Raw genomic sequence first — 20,756 nt, forward strand, 5'->3', positions numbered from 1 at the left:
TATTTATGCCGATTGATGATATCTGTATCATAAAATGATATAAACGGCCAGCAGCCAATCATGAATTCATGATTGGCTGCTGGCCGTTTAGGAATCTCGAAATTGACTTTACTACTTATCGCGGATCGCCGATACGTTTGGCGCGTTTGGTTTGCTGAATGACAAACGGTACACAAATATCAGCTGGACAACCGCACACGGTCGGCATCAGCAACACCCTTGCGTCAATAAAGCAGCTTGGCATTCCGGCTTTGTAGATACGTACCGTGTAAGCCTGCGATGTAGCTGGATTTGGCAGGTTGCTGACAATCACTCCGCCAGCGGGGATTGCTTGTGGTGGCCCCGACAGCAGGATGCCCGAACCAAACGTACCACCCAGGACATATTGATACGTATCACCGGTTGAGAAACCATTGACGACGATTTTGCCGTTCGATTGCGGTGTACTGCCGGCGCACGTAACCGGTACGGCAGCGGCCGTAGCCGACAGACTGCAAACGTTAGAGCAGGAAACCGGCGCATTGTAACCCACCGTGGTGCTGGAACAACCCGGCAACGTAGCAACAATTGTATGCGTAAGCCCATCCGAAGGCAGGTTAGTGAAGACGGCTGCGAACGTAGTACTGCTGGCCGCTGTCGCAAACGTCAGGCTTTGCGCGCCGTTGCTTACGGTCAATGTACCGGTTGTCGAATTCGTTAACGTAACGAGAGCCGTCACCGAGTACGTATTGGTGGCCGTTGCACAGGCGCCGACTGTAGCCGTTGCCGTGAGTGAGCAGACAGGGTCGGCAGGGCAGGCGGCTGGCGCTTCGTACGTTACGCTGATGCTTTGCCCCTGATACGTTACCACTACTGTATGCGTACCGGTGCCGGTGGTTAGTCCAGAGAAGGAATACGCCACAGACGTTGTTCCGGTAGTGACATTCACTGTCGTTGTGCTCGTGCCATCCGTGATGGTCAATAGGCCATTCGTCGCATTGGTGAAGCTTACCACCCCCGTTGTGTTATACGTATTGGTACCCGGTACGCACTGCGGTGGGTCGGTAAGGCTCAGACCAACGGTAACCGATCCCGAACCTGAACCCGAACAAGCCTGTGGTGCACTGATAGTCGTGCTGGATGTTAACGTGCCTAATACCGCTATGATCGTATGAGTACCTGTTCCAGAAGGTAATCCCGTGATCGAGTAGGGGACTGACGTAACGCCTGAACCAACCGGAATCGTAGCCGATTTTATATTGTCGACATAGACGTCAATCGTACCTGCCGGCGTGTTGGTCAACGAAATGATGCCCGTAACACTATAGCTATTAGTCGGTGTATCGCACGCACTCGGTATCGCTGTAATGGCGATGTGTGATAGGCACGACGAAGGAGCCGTGTACGAAGAACCTTGCGTCGAGCAGGTCCGTACGTTGCCTTCAAAAGTGGCGCTTACGGCGTGGATTTCGCCATTAGCTGACAGATTATTGAAGACTGCCGAGTAACTAACCGTACCTGTTGCCTCGCTTACACTGGTCATGAAACTGTAAACCCCATCGTTAATCTGCAGAATGCCCGCTGGTGGGTTCGTCATCTGAACAATTACGGTAGATGAATACACATCATTTACGCAGAGACCGGGTGTAGCCGTCGCGGTTAGGCTGCAAACCGGATTCACCGAACAGGCTGCTGGTGCATCGTAAGTTGTGCTGGAACCTATCGTCCCCAATTCAACACCTACTACGTGGCTGCCTGTTCCAGAGGCCAGGCCCGTGATGGAGTAGGGGACCGACGTAGCGCCATCGGTAACGGCAATGGTAACTGATTTTACATTATCTATGTATACGTTAATCGTGCCCGCCGACGCATTGGTTAGCGAGATGGTGCCCGTGAGGCTGTAGCTGTTGGTTGGCGTATCGCACGCACTCGGTATTGCCGTCACCGCGATACGTGGTATGCAGGATGAAGGTGCTACGTAGGAAAAACTCTGCACCGAGCAGGTCCGCGTTGCCCCGGTAATGGTTGCCCCCACAAAATGAGTAGATCCATTGGCTGTCAGGCTGTTGAATACAGTCGTTACGCTGATTGTACCTGTCGTCTCGTTCACCGCGAATTCAGACGAGCGGAATGGTCCATCATTTACGCGCAGAATGCCCGCTGGCGGATTGGTCATCTGAACAACTACGGTAGAGGAGTAAAGCCCGCCCACGCAAGACCCTACCACAGCACTGGTTGTTAGGCTACAAACCGGGCTGGCCGAGCACGAAACCGGCGCCGTATACGTGGTAAAGACGGTCGAGCAGTTCGCCATGGAAGCGACTACCGTATGGCTGGTTCCATCCGAAATCAGATTGTCGAACACGGCTGCGAACGTAGCACTGCTGGTTGCTGTCGTCGCAAATGTCAGACTCTGTGCACCGCTGGTAACCGTCAGCACACCGGCCGTCGGATTCGTTAACTGCACAATTGCCGTAGCGGAATACGTATTGGTCGCCGAAGCACAAACGCCAGCCGTTACGTTCGCCGTGAGCGAGCAGATTGGCGCTGCCGAACACGAAGCGGGGGCTGTATACGTAGTAGTCGCTGTAGAGCAGCCAGGTAACGTAGTGACAACCGTATGGACAGTTCCATCGGAGAGTAGCCCGTTGAACGTAGCGGTGTACGAAGCTGTGCCAGCGGATGCGATGGCAAACGTCAGGCTCTCGGTACCGTCCGTTACGGTCAGCACACCGGCTGGAGCGTTAGCCAGATTGATAATAACGGCATTGGAGAACGTATTGGTTGCTGGATCGCACTGGCTGGCAACTGTCGTCGCGGTTAAAGAGCAAGTCGGAGCCATCGTACAGGCATTTGGGGCCGAATACGTCGTAAGAACTGTTGAACAGTTTGGCAACGTAGCAACTATCGTATGACTGGCTCCATCCGAAACCAGGCCGGTAAACTCAGCCGCGAACGTAGCACTGCTGGTCGCACTTGTAGCGAAAGTCAGGCTCTGAACGCCGTTGGTTACGAGCAACGTACCCGCTGTCGGATTTGTCAATTGAACAAGGGCCGTAGCCGAATACGTATTAGTGGCGGTCGAGCAGTTGCCTACCGTTACGTTCGCCGTGAGCGAGCAAACCGGCGCTGCCGAACACGAAGCGGGAGCCGTGTACGTAGTGGTTGTAGTCGAACAACCGGGTAGCGATGCCACAACGGTATGGCTGGTTCCATCGGAAACCAGACCATTGAACGTAGCAGTATAGGAAGCTGTGCTGGCCGCTGCCGTAGCAAACGTCAGGCTTTGCGTGCCATCTGTCACGGTCAACACACCGCCTGGCGCATTAGCCAAAGTCACGACAACGGTGCTGGAGAACGTACTGGTTGCCGGATCACATTGACCAGCCAAAGCCGAAGCCGTCAGCGAGCAGATTGGCGCTACCGAACACGAAGCGGGAGCCGTATACGTAGCAGTTGTAGTCGAACAACCGGGCAGGCTGGCCACCACCGTATGGCTGGCTCCATCTGAAATCAGGCTATTGAAAACGGCTATATACGTAGCACTGCCCACATTCGCCGTAGCAAAGGTCAGACTTTGCGTTCCGTTGGTGACGGTCAGTACGCCAGTCGTTGAATTGGCTAAACTAATGAGAGCCGTAGCGGAATACGTATTGGTCGCCGTGGCGCAGGTACCTACCGTTACGTTCGCCGTGAGCGAGCAAACCGGCGCTATCGAGCACGAAGCCGGAGCCGTATACGTAGTGGTCGTCGCCGAACAACCGGGCAGGCTGGCGACCACCGTGTGGGTGCTGCCGTTAGAAATTAATCCGGGGAATACTGCTGTATACGAAGCCGAACCCGTTGCAACCGTGGCGATGGTCGCCGTGTAAGGTCCATCAACAATGGTCAGTACGCCCGCCGTTGGATTGGTTAGATTGACGACAACCGTGTTGGAGAACGTATTGGTGACTACATCGCAGGTGCCGGTAGACGTGTTGGCCGTCAGCGAGCAAACGGGTGCTACCGAGCATGACGTCGGGGCCGTGTATGTAGTCGTGGTGCCGCCACAACCGGGCAGCATGGCTACGACGGTATGGCTGGCTCCGTCCGAAATCAGGTTCGTGAAGACGGCCGTATACGTAGCGGTGCTTACATTCGCCGTGGCGAAGGTCAGACTTAACGCGCCGTGCGTAACGGTTAATGTACCGGCTATCGGATTGGTCAGGGTGATCACGGCCGTTGTCGAATACGTATTGGTAGCTGGCGAACAAGCGCCTGCCACCGCTGTGGTGGTCATCGAGCAAACCGGCGCTATCGAACACGAAGTCGGAGCGGTATACGTAGTGGTTGTGCTGGAACAACCTGGCAGGCTGGCCACCACCGTATGGCTGGATGCGTCCGCCAGCAGGCCGTTGAAGACCACTGTATACGAAGCCGTTGTGGTAGCTGTAGTGGCAATCGTGGTACTGTTTGGTCCGTCGGTAACGGTGAGTACCCCTGCTATCGGATTATTCAGATTAACGACAACGGTGCTGGAGAACGTACTGGTCGCCGGATCGCACTGACCAGCCAGAGCCAAAGCCGTCACCGAACAGATTGGGGTGATCGAGCAGGAAGCCGGGGCCGTATACGTAGTGGTTGTGCTGGAACAGCCGGGCAGGGTAGCAACTACCGTATGGCTGGCTCCGTCCGAAATCAGGTTCGTAAAGACGGCGTTATACGTAACATTGGATCCTGCCGTTGTCGCCACCGTCACACTCTGTGCGCCGTTGGTAATGGTTAATATACCGGCTGTTGCGTTGGCCACCTGTACGGCCGCTGTCGCCGAATACGTGTTTGTCGCCGTGGAGCAGACTCCTGCCGTTACGTTAGCGGTTAAAGAGCAGGCAGGGGCTACCGAGCACGAAGCGGGAGCTGTGTACACAATTGAGGTGGCCGAACAACCGGGTAATGTAGCCACCACCGTATGGCTGCTACCATTGGAAACCAGCCCCGCAAAAACTGCTGTGTAAGAGCCTGCGCTGGCCGCCGACGTAGCAAACGTAGCACTATTAGGCCCATCCACAACCGTCAGTACGCCCGCTGTTGGATTGGTCAGATTGACGACAACCGTGTTGGAGAACGTATTGGTAGCTACCACACAAGGGCCGGTAAACGTAGCTGCCGTGAGTGAGCAAACCGGCGCCACCGAGCACGAAGCCGGAGCCGTGTACGTAGTCGTTACGGTAGAACACCCTGGCAGTGAAGATACTATGCTATGGCTAGCTCCGTCTGATACCAGATTGTTAAACACAACGGTGTACGTAAAGTCGCTGTTGGTAGTCGTGTTAACGGCCTGGCTTTGGGCTCCGTGCGTGACCGTAAGAATACCGCCGTTCGAGTTAAGTACCCTAACATTCACCGTAGCCATATATGTATTCATGGCCGATGAACAGGTACCAGGGGTAACGGTGGTGGTCAACGAGCATACAGGAGCCGCCGAACACGAAACAGGTGCCGTGTAGGCCGTAGTGGTTGACGCACAGCCCGGCAACGTAGCAACCACTGCATGGCTCGCGCCGTCGGCGGTCATGTTCGGGAACGTAGCGGTATACGATGCCGTACCAGCGGCTGTTACGGCGAACGTAGCACTGCGAGGGCCGTTCGTGACCGTCAATGTGCCAGTGGTTGAATTAGTTAGCGTGATTACTGCCGTAGCCGTATACGTATTGGTGGCTGGCGAGCATTGTCCGGCACTGGCTACGGCGCTCATGCTGCAGCAGGCCGACGGGTTCAGCGTCACCGTTACGTCGGTGTAGCAGGTGCCCCGGTTGTAAACGCGGATCGTGTACGTCTGAGCCGAAGCAAGGTTCGCCAGGTTATTAACGATAATTCCGCTATTCGGAATCGACTGAGCCGGTCCTGATAAAGAAGCCGCCGGATTGAAATCAGATCCTGACGAATACTGAAACGTATTGGCCGACTGCAAATTGCCTAGCACGATCTGGCCATTATTCTGCGCGGAACCCCCTGAGCAAGTAGCCGCTACGGTAGTAGCTGTGAACGATGGCAAAGCCACTTCTTCCACAATGAAGGGGCAGCAACTGAAATCAGGGCACAGACCAGATTCGCTATCAACGGCCAGACTGTAAGCGCCAGGAGCGGTGATATACAGAATGTTGGAGTTATTGTTCGCAATCTCTACACCGTCTTTATACCAGTGATAGCTCGAACGACCCGGCGCAGCAACTAATTCAAATGTGTATTCATCGCCCGTGCAGACAACATAAGGTACTGACGAACAAGCAACCGCTGTATCGCCCGGAATGGTAGCCAGGTTATACATGATGCCTGAGCTATCGGCCCGCACCTGATACGTCATCGACAAACTTTGCCCGGCCGAAAGGCTTGGGATGGTCCAGGTGCTGATGGGCGAACCCGGCGTAAACGTAGTATTAGCTGGTAAGCTGGTGGTTCCAAGGAATACTAAACCCGTTGACAGTGAGTCACGTACCACAATAGTTGATGCCGTAGCCGTGCCTGTGTTCGACACCGACATGGTGTAAGTAAGTGTGCCACCAGCGTCGACTCTTGATTTGTCGACAACCTTGTCCAGCGTCACTTGGGCTCCGCTTGGCTGCGTACAGGAGCCGGGTGCGCTATACATGGTGGTTGTCGTGGCGCAGCCGGGCAACGTAGCCAATACAGTATGCAAACTACCGTTCGACGATAAGCCGCTGAAAGTAGCTGTATACGTAGCAGGGCTAGTTGTGGTCGTAAAGGTTTGTGTCTGACCATTATCCGTTACGGTTAACGTACCGGCAATGGCGTTGGCTACCCGGATATATACCGTATTTGAATACGTATTGCTCGGCAGTGTACACTGACCAGGATTTGCCGTGGCCGTGAGCGAGCAGACCGGTGCCGAGCACGAAGCGGGCGACGAATACGTAGTGGTTGCACTGGCGCAACCGGGCAGCGTAGCCGTAACGATACGTCCCGCTGAGTTGGCCGGAAGGTTGTTAAATACAGCGGTGTATGACGTAGTCGTACCCGCCGTAGCTGCAAACGTCTGGCTAAGTGGTCCATCAGCTACGGTCACCGTACCCGTCACCGTGCTGGCTACGCGGATGACCACCGATGTAGAGAAGGTGTTCGTTGCGGGTGAGCATTGGCCTGCCGTTGCCGTCAGACTCACGGTGCAACCGGCGCAGTTGTTTTGGGGCAACGTAGCCGAAACCACTGTAAAACAGCCAGGGCCGTTGTAAATAATAATCGAATAGTTCTGACCCGCTGCACCGGATGGATTCGCCAGACCCGTAAACGAAACCGCCGAAGCTGATATAGGCTGGCTGCCCGTTGCCGTGTACGAAGGCGCGGGTGAGCTGGTGTAAATAAAGGCTTTTTCGCCGTTCTGTACGCCGGTGAGCGTAATGCTGGCATTGGTGTTGGCACCTGCGCCAGTGCAACTGGCAGGCGTTGCGGTTATGTTAGCTACGCTGATGGTTGTGCAAATAAACCCGGCATCGAGCGTGTGGTTAACAGTTCCCAGGGCACCCGTTGTTACGTTGGCGGTCGGGAGGTTGCTGCCCGCTACGGTGGCTAACTGAGCATTTGAATCGTTCAGCGTGCTGGCCGTTGGAGCCGTGCTGTTGGCCGACGTAAGTTCATAGTGTCGTCCGCTGATGTGCAGAGCGCCCCCCGTAAACTGGCCACCTGTACCGAATGCAACCTGATAAGCTGTATTCGGAAGCAACGTCGTATCGGCACCCACACCACTCCAGGCTCCGGTCAGCAGTTTGCTTTTCGACGAAAAATAGTACTCGCCGTTGGCGTTGGTAATGGTGGTGGCTATCAACGTACCGGCTTTGTAGAGTGCTACGTTAACTCCATTCAGCGCCGATTCGCAAGGGTCCTGGATACCGTCTTTGTCGGAATCAGTCCAGACGCGGTTGCCGATTTCGATGAAGCTGGCTGGTGCGCAACCCAATTCTACATCGCCCAAACCAGCCGTGTTCTGCGAATGGTCCTGTCTTGCCGACTGGTAAACAACGTAGGTCGATTGAATGGTCCCGTTTGTGTTCGAAAGACGACGGAAGCCATTCGCCAAATTTACATCGCTCGATCCGAACGAATAGCCCGCCATTCCCAGCGGACTCATAGCCGTTGCAATGACATTCCCCGAACCAGGACGTAGCGCCAGTCCACCCAGCGCATTTTCGCCGTAACCCAGATAAGGGCCTTCAAAATTGGCGTTATCGTTGTAAAATTCGCCTAGTCCCGGTCCTTGATTGCCATTCGGGAAAGCACCTCTCAGCCCTAACACACTGCCGTTATTTTCCAGTGTGTAGATGCCATTGCGGTAACCAACCCGAAGCAGTTCGCCACCGCTGATGGTGTTGTATCGTTTCGTATCGCCGTCGTTCGGGCCATAGTTGTTGCCACCACCCTGCAAACCAGTGCGGTCGGCAAAAGCCAGAATCATCGAATTGTCGGTATCAAATTCAATTCCAGTCAGGATCGGCTGGCTGCGGGCTAGGGTTTTGCCGTCGGGCGTGATGGCCGCAAACGAGTCTGTCCAGGTGCGCCAGTTGTTCGAATTTGTCCCTTTTGTTACGTCGTCGAAAAGCTCACCGGGGCCTTTCGGGTAGGTGAGGGGGAAATTAAACGTAGTAGTCCAGGTATTGGTCGATGGGTCGAGTGCATACACGTAAGCGCGCATATCCGACCGATTGTTGGAAATGGATCCATCGCAGACCACGCCGACGTATACCTTACCCCGATTGTATTTGATTGCCCAGGGACGGGAATTGCTGCTGCCAGCCGTACAGCCATTCGGAATCTGGTACGACGTATACGTAGCGGGCACAGGGCCACCACTGTTGTAAGCCGTAATGTCCAATCCGTAAACCTGTTTGTCGTTTAAGTTAACGAAGTAAAGTTGATTGCCATCACCTGAAATGGTCAATCCTCCGATACCGATTTTACCGATCTGGGAAAAAACACCAGCATCCCGGCTAGCCGTGGTATCATTGGGAAGACCACGATCGGCATTGGTGCCGATCGTGCCTAAGTTGATCCCAAGAGGGCTTGAGTTAACAGTCAGGAAGTTCGTAACTGCATTGGTGACGGTATTGATGGCGTAAATGCCACCCAGACCCAGCGTACCTAAACCTGCATGCCGACGTAGCACCGCCGAGGTAAAAATCGTTTTGGTCTGCCGGTTATACGCAACGCCCCAAAGCGCGCCAACCTGAGCCGCCGTGGCCAGCTGAGTCGGATTCGCGGTATTGGTATATGCTCCCGAACCGGCGTTATATACTGAACTATCGGCATCGTTAATCGCCAGAAAAGCCGTTGCTGAACCAGCCATACCGCCACCCAGCGGATTCCCGTTCACGTAACGGGTCGCAAATAACTTAGGATTCGACTGACAATAATCTACAGGGTTTAACATGCCCAGGTCGATGGTGCAGTCGGGTGCAGAAACGAATTGTACCGTAGTACGTCCGTCTACACCATTCTGGGTGCCCTGTGCCGAGTAACCAGCCGGCAGATTGCCAAACTCGACCCGCACTGGGTAATTCGCCACTGGGATGGTTAATTTATATAGTCCGCGCGCATTAGTAACCGTCGTAAACGACGTACCGGCGCAGTCGATGGCCGTAACGGTAACGTCCGGAACCCCCGAGGTTTCACCTGCATTCTTGATTCCATCCGCGTTAAAATCATTATAAGCCGTACCGCTCAGGTCAGTGCCGGGCGTGCAGGTCAAGGGCGCACAGGCGGGCGGAGCCGTGAAAGAAGTCGACGCCGAACAGGCCGAACTACTTTTGATATACGTCGTGATGGTGCCACCCGCGCCGTTAGCAGGAACTTCGAACGTAACGATTTGTGGAGAGGCAAATTCAAGGTTTACAGGCGTTGGGTTATTATCGATTGGGTCGAAAAACCGAATTTCATTTACACCCGGTAAAAACGCCCGGCGCTGACCGCCCAGTTGAACAATGATGCTGTCGCCCAGCGGAGCGTTAGTCCAGTTCACTTCGGCAGTTATCGTTGCCCGGCTTCCGGCGGTAGTATTGAAACAGCCCGAAACGGTAGCCGTAACGCCGATGGTTGTGGTGAGCTGATACGTAACCACTAGTTGAGGGGCAGCATTACCGAAAGATTCTACGGATTTGGCTGATGTAGCTGTTGAGCCGTTGGCTCTGGTATCTAAAAGCAGTGTAATGGGGTTCGAGGGGTTCCAGTCGGGCCGATTGATGATTTCCTGAACAATGTTTCGCAGATCGGTTGTGCGCTGGTTAGGGCCAGCTTCGCCATCGTTCCAGTCAGCTCCATTGCCCCAGTATTCGACAGCACTGGTGGACTGGGTATTGAATCGATTTGAAATATCCGATGAAGCAGCAGCCGTAAAGGAAGTGGAATTTGCTACGTTATGCCCTCTGATGACAACGTTGGCAATATCGTCGGTGTAGGTACCCGCGCTCGTAAACTGAATGTAAGCGCTGGTGATGGTAGCCGATTTAGGGATAGCAACCGACGCAAACCGAAGCCCAATCAACCGACCGCCTAATTGTAGTCCGGGCGAGTTGGTATTAACGGTTCCATTTATCTCAGTCGCATCGTCGTTACCGTTCGTAATGGTTACTGCAGCCGTGGTAGTCGTTGTGCATTGCGCTTTAACAAGAAGCGGGCACAGCATACCAAAGATCCAGCAAATACCGATTAATATGGTTCTGGGTAGTTTGCCTGAAAAGAAGAACCGTATCCGCTTCTCGTTTAGTGATGAGATGGTAATACAGGTAGGCATATAGTTAGTTATTTAACGGTTAAAGCCTGATTGGGCTATAAGGCGTTAGCACGGAGCACAAATTCTGTGCCAGTATCAAATAAGTGAACTATATATGATAAATGGTATCTTAAATGCTGAATTATATTTATAATATGCTATATATTGTTAATTAAATAATTAGAAAATTGCTTAATCGATTGATTATCAGTAAAATGTTTAACAAGAAATACTTTTCATCCAGAGAAGAAAGGCCCAGAAATTCAGATGATTTATGAACTGAAATTGTGAGTATCGTATAAAGCTTGTTTGTGAATTTTCCACTTTCTATAACACTATTCGCCTTAATTAGCTTATATAGGAACAAGAATAAGAACGCCCATCAACAGCCGAAAAGGGCTAAATCAATATATTTTCTGAGTATACAATAAGTGATTAACGTATCGATCTGATACGTAGTAAGTGCCTCCGACGAGGCTTGTCGTAATCGATCGGCTCACTATTTAACGGGTTGAAAAAAATAAACCACCGAACGAATAGTCCGCAGCTAAATCAAGCCCTCGATACGTCGGTGAGTTAAGCGGTTATAGATTTATACGCTGGTAGTTTTTAAAGACTTTTCTACAAATAGTACCTCCTGTTACTATGAAACATATTTCCTACTGGGCAAGCCGCCACAAAACGCTTGCAATTGCTTTAATTATTCTGGGTGAATTTTTTAACGCTTTCAACGGTATATCGTTGGGCGCCACCGTACTGGAAAGTTTTCCGCTACGTTGGTTGCAATGGGGTATGTGGCTGTTGCTGGCTGCTGTAATTGTTACGTATCGCTCTGCCTTTCAAGCTGCTACGGATGATTTTTGGCGCAGACGTACCTGCCTGGCTCTGGCCTTCTTCGCAAATTTTCTCTTTTTTGGTTTGCTGGGCGGTACGTGGGGCCATCAAAGTAGCCCGGCTCAATCGACTCAACAGGTGTTGGGTAGCCGACGTATTGAGGTGGTGCGCGATACGTTGGAAAGTGGGAATTCGCTACGTTCTGAAAATCACGCTGATCGTAAAGTCAATACGTCAGACGAACCCGAAAACGCTGGCGGCAGGAGAATTGGATACGTATTGCTGGCGCTGTTGGGAGTAGCCGGGGCGTACATCATGGCTGCGTTGGCCTGTAACATACTCTGTGCAGGCTATGGCTTTATTGCCGCGCTGACGCTGTATGCAGGCATGGGTGGGCTGGCCGCTGCCATATACTATCTGAAAAGAACGTTTCAGAGACGGCCCAAGCGACGCCGGGATATGACGCCCGATGAGCGCAAACGCGACCTCCGGGTATTCTGGTTTAGCTGGCTGGCCTTCGCTGTGGCCGCAACGGTAATTATTCTGACGGCAGGAGGGAAATAGCCGATTTAGTTACGGACCACCAGCAAAACGCCACCAATAATGAGCCCGATACCCAGCAGTCGCCAGCCGTTAGCCGGGTGAAGGGTGAAGCCCATAAATCCGTAATGATCCAGCACGAGCGCAGCTATTAATTGGCCTGCTACGCTCAGACTCACCAGGTTAGCCGTGCCTATTTTGGGGACGCTCACGATTACAGTTATCATGTAAATTGCGCCCATAAGTCCGCCCATCCACTTCCACCAACTCACCTGCCGAATACTTTCGACCGGAGGGTTTGTGCCGCCCGTCACCAGAAACAGCAACACCAGCACGATAAATCCTGATCCGAACGAAATGGCCGCTGCCAGAATTGGATTGCCCATGGCCTGGCGTAAATTGGCGTTCACACCGGCCTGAACCGTAATGGCCAGACCAACCAGAAAAGCAAGGAAAATATACAGGTAATTCATGGCCGTAAAGGTAGACAGGGTACATGGCTTGTCTTATACCGCGGGCTGGATAAATTTGTGATCAGACGTAAAATGTTTCAGTGTATGGCAAACCAGATTCTGGTGATTGGTAGTTCGAATACCGATATGGTCGTTAAGTCTGATCGGTTACCTGCCCCCGGCGAGACCGTTCTGGGTGGTACGTTTCTGATGAATCCGGGAGGAAAGGGCGCCAATCAGGCCGTGGCCGCTGCCCGCTTAGGCGGAGACGTAACGTTTGTCGCCAAAGTTGGTAACGATGTATTTGGTGAACAGGCCGTTACCGGTTTTCGGCAGGAAGGCATACGTACCGACTTTATACTAACTGATTCGGAATATCCATCGGGAGTGGCGCTGATAAATGTTGATGCTGCTGGCGAAAATTGCATTACCGTTGCCCCCGGAGCCAATGCCAACCTGCAACCCACCGAAACGGATGTCGCCCTGCAACAAGCCGAGCCAAACGCCATTGTGTTAATCCAGCTCGAAACGCCCCTGCCGACCGTTGGATACGTAGCGCAGAAAGCCGCTGAACGAAGCTTGCGGGTTATCCTGAATCCAGCTCCTGCTCAAACGTTACCGTCTGATTTACTGGCCCATCTGTTTTTAATTACCCCCAACGAAACCGAGGCCGAACTCCTGACGGGTATTCGCGTAACCGACGTAGCAACCGCTGAACTAGCCGCGCAAAAACTGCGTGAATTGGGTATTTCGAACGTAGTCATTACGTTGGGAGCCAAAGGCGCTTACATATCCACCGATGACGTGAAACAACTGGTTTCGGGGCCGCGCGTTACCGCCGTCGATTCAACGGCTGCGGGCGATTGCTTCAACGGAGCGCTGGCCGTGTCGCTGGCCGAGGGGCAATCTTGGGTCGAAGCCGTTACGTTCGCCTGCAAAGCCGCTTCGCTTTCGGTGACACGCATGGGGGCTCAGGCATCCATGCCGACTCGTGATGAAATTAGCTGATACGTAGTGATTTAACTCCATTCTTCGAACGCTCAATATTAATTTATGAAAACCCTCTGGTTTCTGCTTCTGTGCCTCGTAACGCTTTCAGCATCAGCGCAGAGACCTGTTCCGCCCGCCATGCTTCCCAACCCGGCGGAAGATTTGCGAACGTATCGAAAGAACCTGTCTTTGCTTCGGCAAGAGCACCAAAATCACCATGAACTGCCTGATCTGAAATTCTTTATGTTCGGCATGGGGAATCGGCTGAAACTCATTTATCGAAAAGGTCGATTGCTCAACGCGCTGACAGGGAATATCGAAGAACAGTGGGTGGTGAAACAGGAAATCATTGTGCCATCGGAATACGTAGTACACCTGACCCTGGCCGACGGGCAAATTATTCAGATTCGTGAAGACGAAACCGGCGTATGGCTGCTTCAGCCCGCCAAGCGCCCCAAACTGATTCCCGGTACCCGAAGCCGAATCGAATTGCCGCGTTTTGCCGATAAAACCTACGGACCGGTGCTACGTGTGCTGCACCAGGAAGTTCTTATCAACGTAATAAACGGCCGACCCGTACCCAATTTTCTGGTGTATTTCAAACCCCATTATCGCGATGCTGCTCTGATGGCCAAGGTGTTACGTCAAACTAATAATCTTCCCCTGATTCGGGACTGGATTTTGGCCATTCGCGACCCCTTCGACCGAAATAACCGCCGAAGACCCGAAGCCGACAATCTGGGCGAGGTACTTTTTCTGGTATCATTAGTGTCTGATAAAACCCATCCGGCTGTTCAAATGGTGCTGGATTCGGTACGTCAGTTTCGGAAAGAAAACTACATACTTGGCAAAACAGATTTTGCTGAACATCCTGTTTTTCAGACCAAATGGCTAAAGTACGGGCTGAAACAGCTTGGGCTTGACGACCCATACGTTATTCCGAAGCAATACGACAGTTATTCGTCGCTGTTCTGGTGCGATTACAAAGATGAACACGTGCCGGGGAAGCAAATCGAAGAATCGTCGGGTATTAATTCTCCCTATCTGGTCTGGGCTGAAGATCATTTTTTCGGGCAGAAGCGAGGGATGCTTGGCAACCTCGATTATCCGCTTACCTGGGAGCAGCATGCCAGTGATGCCCATTACCCCGGTCTGACCGTGCTTGAGCAGACGCTGGCGAAGAAAAAAGTTGCTTTCCCGCACGCCTGGCAAGCCGCTGAAATGTTTTTATTGCTTGAGAAAGAATAAAAAGCGGAAGAATAGGGCGTTTCTGACTTACACGCCAAGCCATTGTAGAACTTCCTGATTCCCTTTCTGAATCGCCAGATCACGAGCGGTTTGCCCCTGGCCATCGCGAATGGACGTATCAGCGTTGTGGTCGAGCAGCAGCTTAACCAGTTGAGTATGACCGAACATAACGGCATACATCAGGGCCGTGCCGCCATTTCGGTTTTGCAGATTCAGGCTGGCTCCGCTTTCGATCAACTGCCGGGCAATATCCGTATAGCCTTTAAACGAAACACCCATCAGCGCTGTGCTGCCGCTTACGTCCTGCGTATCTACATCAGCGTTCGCATCCAGCAAAACGCGAACCGCTTCAAGTTGACCGCTGTAGGCCGCAAGTGTTAATGGCGTGAATCCTTTTTCATTTTGAATGTTTACCTCCGCACCATTATCAATGAGTTGATTCAGCGAACGAACGTCGCCGTTGCGGGCAGCATCAAATAGTAAATCTTCAGGACGGTCTGAATATAACGACATACGAAAGCGTTTGAGTAAGTAATCGACTAGCGTAACACCCAACAATGGATGGTTTGTTCTGAAAAGTAACGCAAATTACGTTGGGTAATCTGAGCAGTCAGAACGTAAAATTGCCGACAGATTAGGGTTACACTCGTAAAAAATGCTTCGTTAAATACTGACGCACAGGTTCGTCATACAATTTCAAGCAGGCGTAAGCCAGCGCTACAGAACCAATAACCAGCGCCAGGGCACCAGGAAACGATTGCGCGAATGTGAGGTTCTCATTTTTGACCCAGGCATAATACAAATAAATAAAGGGGTAATGTACCATATACAACGGGTACGAAATATCCCCCAAAAATTTGCACAGTCGGACTGTTAATCTGTGTGTTGTCTTTTCGGAAGCGCCCAGGTAAATCAGTAAAGGAAAAATAAGCATGACACAGATTGAGTCGTATACCCCGTTCATCCACAAGTGTTCACTACCGCCGATGCGCGGTATTGCCAATAAACTGACAATGGCCAGGCTACCTATCCAGAATGACCCTTTTATGTTGATGGGTTTAAATACGCGGGCGAGCAGCAGTCCTGCCGGAAATGAAAATAACAGACGTAACGAACCGCCAATTATATTTTCTTCAGTTAGCGAAAAGCCGACGCAGATATCGCCGTAGGGCCCCCAGATGGCAAATGCTGCCAATCCGCAACCTGCCAGCAGAACTAGAAAGGCAAGGGCTTTAGTCGGAAACTTACGGATAAAGAAGGCGTATAGGATATTTCCGATATATTCAAAAAATAATGACCAGCTCGGTCCATTCAGCGGATACATTTCACCAACTCCCCTAATTTCAGAATCGGTCGTTGCCGGAACTAGACCAGCATTGATAAAAGTGGCTGTCAATAGTCTGGTTACCGATACTTTTGAAACGTCCCAGGCAGCGCAACCCTGAAAATAGAATACGCCAGCGCCGATGATAGCCCCCATAACTACCATAGGATGCAGGCGAATAAATCGACGTTTGATAAAGTCTTTTATAGTCATTGCATCCCATCGGTCGTCGTAGGCATAGCCAACTACAAAGCCGGACAGGATGAAGAAGAAATCAACCGCCAGATAGCCGTGATTGATTTTTTGGTCTATATGACTCGTTGCAAAAGCTTCAAATAAGTGAAAACATACAACTGTTAATGCAGCTACTCCGCGTAATCCGTCGAGTAAGTTGTAGTGGGGTTTTGTGTCTGCGAATGCAGTAGCAGAGATGCTGTTATCTGACACTGAGCCTTATTTGGTTGAAAAACATATGAGAAAAATTGCGAAGGGTTGAACGCCATTTCATTGCTGTGCCGACCCACTTCTGCTACTCAATAAAACGCAATTACGCCTTTTTTAGTCATCCGACGCAAACCTGAACACAACCCAGGACATATCGATAGTATCATTTTATGGCTCCTGCACACAGGTGATTACTATAGCCAGCCCAAGTTTGAGAGTCCAGGTAACAGGTCTTGTAAGTTGTTTTACGTAGCGGATAGTCAGGTCACATTACCGCAACCTGAGCCAGCTATGGACCAACCGGGTATCAACCATTCGGTACAATTGCGCGTTTTAAGATCAACTTCATACTACGATGGATCAGACTACAAAGCAACCCGAAACGATACAAACCCGATGCTGCATTGTTGGGGGAGGACCAGCCGGAATGATGCTCGGCTTTTTGCTGGCTCGTACGGGTGTGGAGGTGGTGGTGCTGGAAAAACATAAGGATTTCCTGCGTGATTTTCGCGGAGATACGATTCACCCATCTACACTGGAGTTGCTGGCCGAGTTGGGTTTACTGGACGAATTTTTAACCTTACCTCATCAGGAGCTTCGGGGTGTTCAGCTTACTTTCGAAGGCAGAACCATTCCTATCGCCGATTTTGCCCATTTACCCACACGTAGTAAGTTTATCGCCTTCATGCCGCAGTGGGACTTCCTGAATTTTCTGGCCGACAAAGCGAAACACTTTCCCTCCTTTCGGTTGCTGATGGAAACCGAAGCAACTGATTTACTGCAGGAAGACGGAAACATTAACGGTGTCAAAGCCGCTACGTACGCTGGCGAACTACGTATCAAAGCTGATCTGGTAGTCGCTACCGACGGTCGCCATTCAATCATTCGGGAGAAAGCAGGTTTGGCGGTACAGGATTTTGGAGTGCCGATTGACGTATTGTGGATGCGTATTCCGAAAGATCCGGCCGTTGGTGAGCAGTCGTTGGGATATGTGAAAGGTGATAAGTTCATGGTGCTTATCGACCGGCACGATTACTTCCAGTGCGGCTTTCTCATTCCAAAAGGCCAATTTGAAACAGTGAAAAATCGCGGTCTGGCCGAGCTACAGGCCAATATTAGAGCTTTGGCTCCGTTCGTTGGTGGTTATGTAAACGAACTGGATTCCTGGGATAAAATTAGTTTGCTGACCGTCAAAATCGACCGGTTGCGACAATGGTATAAACCCGGCTTAGTATGCATTGGCGATGCTGCCCATGCCATGTCGCCTGCGGGTGGCGTTGGCGTGAATCTGGCCGTTCAGGACGCCGTTGCCACGGCTAATCAACTGGCAAAATCCCTTCAGAAAGGGCCAGTACGTATCGACGAACTAGCTCAGATACAGTGCCGTCGGATGTGGCCTGTACGGGTGATTCAGTCGGGGCAGATTGCCGTACATCGCCGACTTATCAACGCATCGACTACGCGCGCAACAGTTATTCCGTCGGCCTTTTTCTGGCTGCTCCAACACGTACCGTTTCTTCGACGGATTCCGGCTTATTTAGTCGGTATCGGCCCGCGCCCTGAACACATCCGAACGTAACGGTTTTGGGAAATGTATGCGTGCTACGTCGTTAAGCGCAGCCAACCAATACCTTAGAGAAGGGCTCAGGTTAGTATAAAACAACGTATCAGCGCTGTTTGCCGCCGAATGTATAACCAACTTTAGCGGTCAGGTACGTATTCTTTCCAATCAGCTCGCTATTCATGCTCACGTAATTGATGGAACTATCGTTCATAATATTGCCCGCAATTTCGGCCGTTAAAGCAGAATAGTTAACGCCAAGACGAATGATACCACCAATCAGATTCTGAGCTGGTAGGGTGAAACGATAAATCGTACTGCTCGGGCCATTGAGCAATTGCGTGCTGGGGTCAATATGAAACAGCCCCGCACCAATGCCAATGAATGGCTGTAACGTCTTGTTTCCCAGAGCATAATTAGCGATTATAGCTCCAGATGTATTCAGCTTCGCCTGGCTGGCGTACTCCAGATTGTTGTTCAGAATTTCAGACCGTTGAATAAACGCCTGTTCAAAACGAAGACAGATAGCCAGCTGATGGGATAAGTGGTAGCGTGGCTCAACACTGTATACAAACCCGCTCTTACCCCCCGACGTATTTAAGGGGAGGGCATATCCTACGTAAGCGTTCAGTTTGAAGTGATTAAATTCCTGGGCTTTAGCAAGGGGAGCGACTAAAAGTAATAAAGCAGCGAACAGTTTTTGCATGAAAAGAAATGTTTGAGGGCAAGCGTGGTTTTGTTCAATAACCCGTATGTCTGATTTATACGGTCAAATTTACGCTTACGTTGCAACATCCCACTAATTTCTATCCGCTTTATTGCCAGTTATTGCTATTTTAGAGCAATCATCCATCGTACTTCCATGCTTTCCCGGTTCCGCACTTTGCTCATTATGAGCGCACTTGCGCTATGTAGTTATGCATATACCCGCGCCCAATCGCCAACCCAGCAACTCCACCAAATTATCGACAGCACATGGGCTTTTCAGCTAAGGGAGTTTCCCATGAAAGCCGTTTTTGCGGGTCTCAAAACCCAGATTGAGTCGATGGGCGATTATACCGAAACAACGTTTAGTCGACAGGCTGCCTTTTATCGACAGCAACTGACCCGGCTCAACGCCATTCCTACCGAATCACTCTCGCAGGCTGATCAGGTGAATAAGGAATTGCTACGTTACACCTTGCAGGAAGACGTCGATGAACACGAACTGAAATCATATCTAAATCCGCTCACTTCAGATTACGGGCCACACATTGGCCTTTCGTTCGTGCCGAATTACCTGACGTTCCGAACAGCGGCTGATTATGAGACGTATATAAGATTACTCAACTCCTTGCCGACGTATTTGGGGAACGTAGTGACGGTAATGCGGCAGGGGCTCAAAGCTGGAATTACAGCGCCTAAAATTATTCTGAAAGGCTACGAAATAACGTATCAGAACCACATCGTCACCGACCCGACACGTAGCGTTTTTTATGCGCCGTTCCTGAAATTACCTACGACATTATCTGAGTCAGAGCGGAATCAGTTGCAGCAGGCCGGAAAAAAGGCGGTAATGGAAGGAGCCGTTCAGGCGTATAAACTGTTTGGCGAGTTCATGGATAAGGAGTACATACCCGGCGCTCGGCAAACCACGGCTGCCTATGATTTGCCCAACGGAAAGACGTATTACCAGCAACGCGTTCGGTATTACACCACCCTCAACGTAACGCCTGATGATGTTCATCAGATGGGACTGCGCGAGGTGGAGCGTATTGAAAAAGAAATGCAGGCGATTATCACCAAAACGGGCTTTAAAGGCTCTTTTCAGGATTTTCTGAAATTCCTGCGAACCGCCCCGCAGTTCTATGCCAAAACCCCCATTCAGCTACTCAAAGAAGCCAGTTTTATTGCCAAAAGTGCCGACGACAAACTGCCTGCTTACTTCGGAAAGCTTCCCCGACAACCCTATGGCGTTGCGCCCGTGCCTGATGCCTTGGCTCCCAAATACACCAGCGGCCGCTACGTTGGGGCACCGCTGGGCAGCAAAACGCCTGGCTATTACTGGGTCAATACGTACAATCTGAACAGCCGACCGCTCTATACACTCGAATCGCTTACACTGCACGAAGCCGTTCCAGGGCACCATTTGCAGTCGGCCTTGTCGAAAGAATTAACCGGTTTGCCCGAGTTCCGAAAGAGCCTGTACGTCGATTCGTTTGGCGAAGGGTGGGGGCTGTATTGTGAGTGGCTTGGTAAAGAAATGGGCTTTTATCAGGACCCTTACAGCGATTTTGGCCGATTGACGTTTGAAATGTGGCGAGCGTGTCGGTTAGTGGTCGATACCGGAATTCATGCTAAAGGCTGGACACGTCAGCAAGTTATCGATTACCTGACCTCGCATACCGCGTTATCCGTGCACGATTGCACGACCGAAACAGATCGGTACATATCCTGGCCGGGCCAAGCGCTGGCTTACAAAATTGGTGAGTTGAAAATTAAAGAGTTACGTCAGAAAGCGCAGCGTGAACTTGGCGATAAATTCGACGTTCGGAACTTCCACGATCTGATTTTAGGTCAGGGAACCGTAACAATGCCGGTACTTGAAACGCTGGTTGATAATTACATTAAAACGGCCAAATGACATTT

Annotated in this window: 10 protein-coding genes; 5 read left to right on the plus strand and 5 right to left on the minus strand. The window is 51.4% G+C overall.

Translation table 11 applies throughout. The features are described from left to right. Positions 1-115: 115 nt before the first annotated feature. Complete coding sequence (locus tag ACYVF1_RS05725) at positions 116-10,756, minus strand: SdrD B-like domain-containing protein (RefSeq protein ID WP_461076496.1); 10,641 nt, start codon at positions 10,754-10,756, stop codon at positions 116-118. Positions 10,757-11,380: 624 nt separating this feature from the next. On the opposite strand from ACYVF1_RS05725, the gene ACYVF1_RS05730 reads away from it, so the two are divergent. Beyond that, positions 11,381-12,133 carry a hypothetical protein gene (locus tag ACYVF1_RS05730; protein WP_461076498.1) on the plus strand — a complete coding sequence of 251 codons (753 nt, stop codon included), beginning with the start codon at positions 11,381-11,383 and terminating at the stop codon, positions 12,131-12,133. Between the two features lie 5 nt (positions 12,134-12,138). Here ACYVF1_RS05730 and ACYVF1_RS05735 read toward each other — a convergent pair whose 3' ends face one another. Continuing rightward, positions 12,139-12,582: a DMT family transporter gene (locus ACYVF1_RS05735; RefSeq protein WP_461076500.1), complete on the minus strand. Its 444-nt coding sequence runs from the start codon at positions 12,580-12,582 to the stop codon at positions 12,139-12,141. Positions 12,583-12,666: 84 nt separating this feature from the next. On the opposite strand from ACYVF1_RS05735, the gene rbsK reads away from it, so the two are divergent. Together rbsK and ACYVF1_RS05745 are read left to right on the plus strand one after the other, a co-directional pair. Further along, positions 12,667-13,569, plus strand: a complete 903-nt coding sequence (rbsK, locus tag ACYVF1_RS05740) for a ribokinase (RefSeq protein ID WP_461076502.1) — start codon at positions 12,667-12,669, stop codon at positions 13,567-13,569. A gap of 45 nt (positions 13,570-13,614) precedes the next feature. Next, on the plus strand, positions 13,615-14,799 hold the full coding sequence (locus ACYVF1_RS05745; protein ID WP_461076504.1) for a hypothetical protein: 1,185 nt from the start codon (positions 13,615-13,617) through the stop codon (positions 14,797-14,799). Between the two features lie 27 nt (positions 14,800-14,826). Here ACYVF1_RS05745 and ACYVF1_RS05750 read toward each other — a convergent pair whose 3' ends face one another. Together ACYVF1_RS05750 and ACYVF1_RS05755 are read right to left on the minus strand one after the other, a co-directional pair. Continuing rightward, positions 14,827-15,312 carry an ankyrin repeat domain-containing protein gene (locus ACYVF1_RS05750; protein ID WP_461076506.1) on the minus strand — a complete coding sequence of 162 codons (486 nt, stop codon included), beginning with the start codon at positions 15,310-15,312 and terminating at the stop codon, positions 14,827-14,829. Positions 15,313-15,439: 127 nt separating this feature from the next. Continuing rightward, positions 15,440-16,570, minus strand: a complete 1,131-nt coding sequence (locus ACYVF1_RS05755) for an acyltransferase family protein (protein WP_461076508.1) — start codon at positions 16,568-16,570, stop codon at positions 15,440-15,442. A gap of 352 nt (positions 16,571-16,922) precedes the next feature. Here ACYVF1_RS05755 and ACYVF1_RS05760 point away from each other — a divergent pair, with 352 nt between their 5' ends. Further along, on the plus strand, positions 16,923-18,146 hold the full coding sequence (locus tag ACYVF1_RS05760) for an FAD-dependent oxidoreductase (RefSeq protein WP_461076510.1): 1,224 nt from the start codon (positions 16,923-16,925) through the stop codon (positions 18,144-18,146). An 88-nt stretch (positions 18,147-18,234) separates the two neighbouring features. Here ACYVF1_RS05760 and ACYVF1_RS05765 read toward each other — a convergent pair whose 3' ends face one another. Beyond that, positions 18,235-18,834, minus strand: a complete 600-nt coding sequence (locus ACYVF1_RS05765; RefSeq protein ID WP_461076512.1) for a hypothetical protein — start codon at positions 18,832-18,834, stop codon at positions 18,235-18,237. 186 nt (positions 18,835-19,020) lie between these two features. On the opposite strand from ACYVF1_RS05765, the gene ACYVF1_RS05770 reads away from it, so the two are divergent. Then, entirely contained in the window at positions 19,021-20,751 is a 1,731-nt protein-coding gene (locus ACYVF1_RS05770) for a DUF885 domain-containing protein (RefSeq protein ID WP_461076514.1), read from the plus strand. The last annotated feature ends 5 nt before the right edge of the window (positions 20,752-20,756 follow it).

Source organism: Spirosoma flavus, assembly GCF_054778555.1.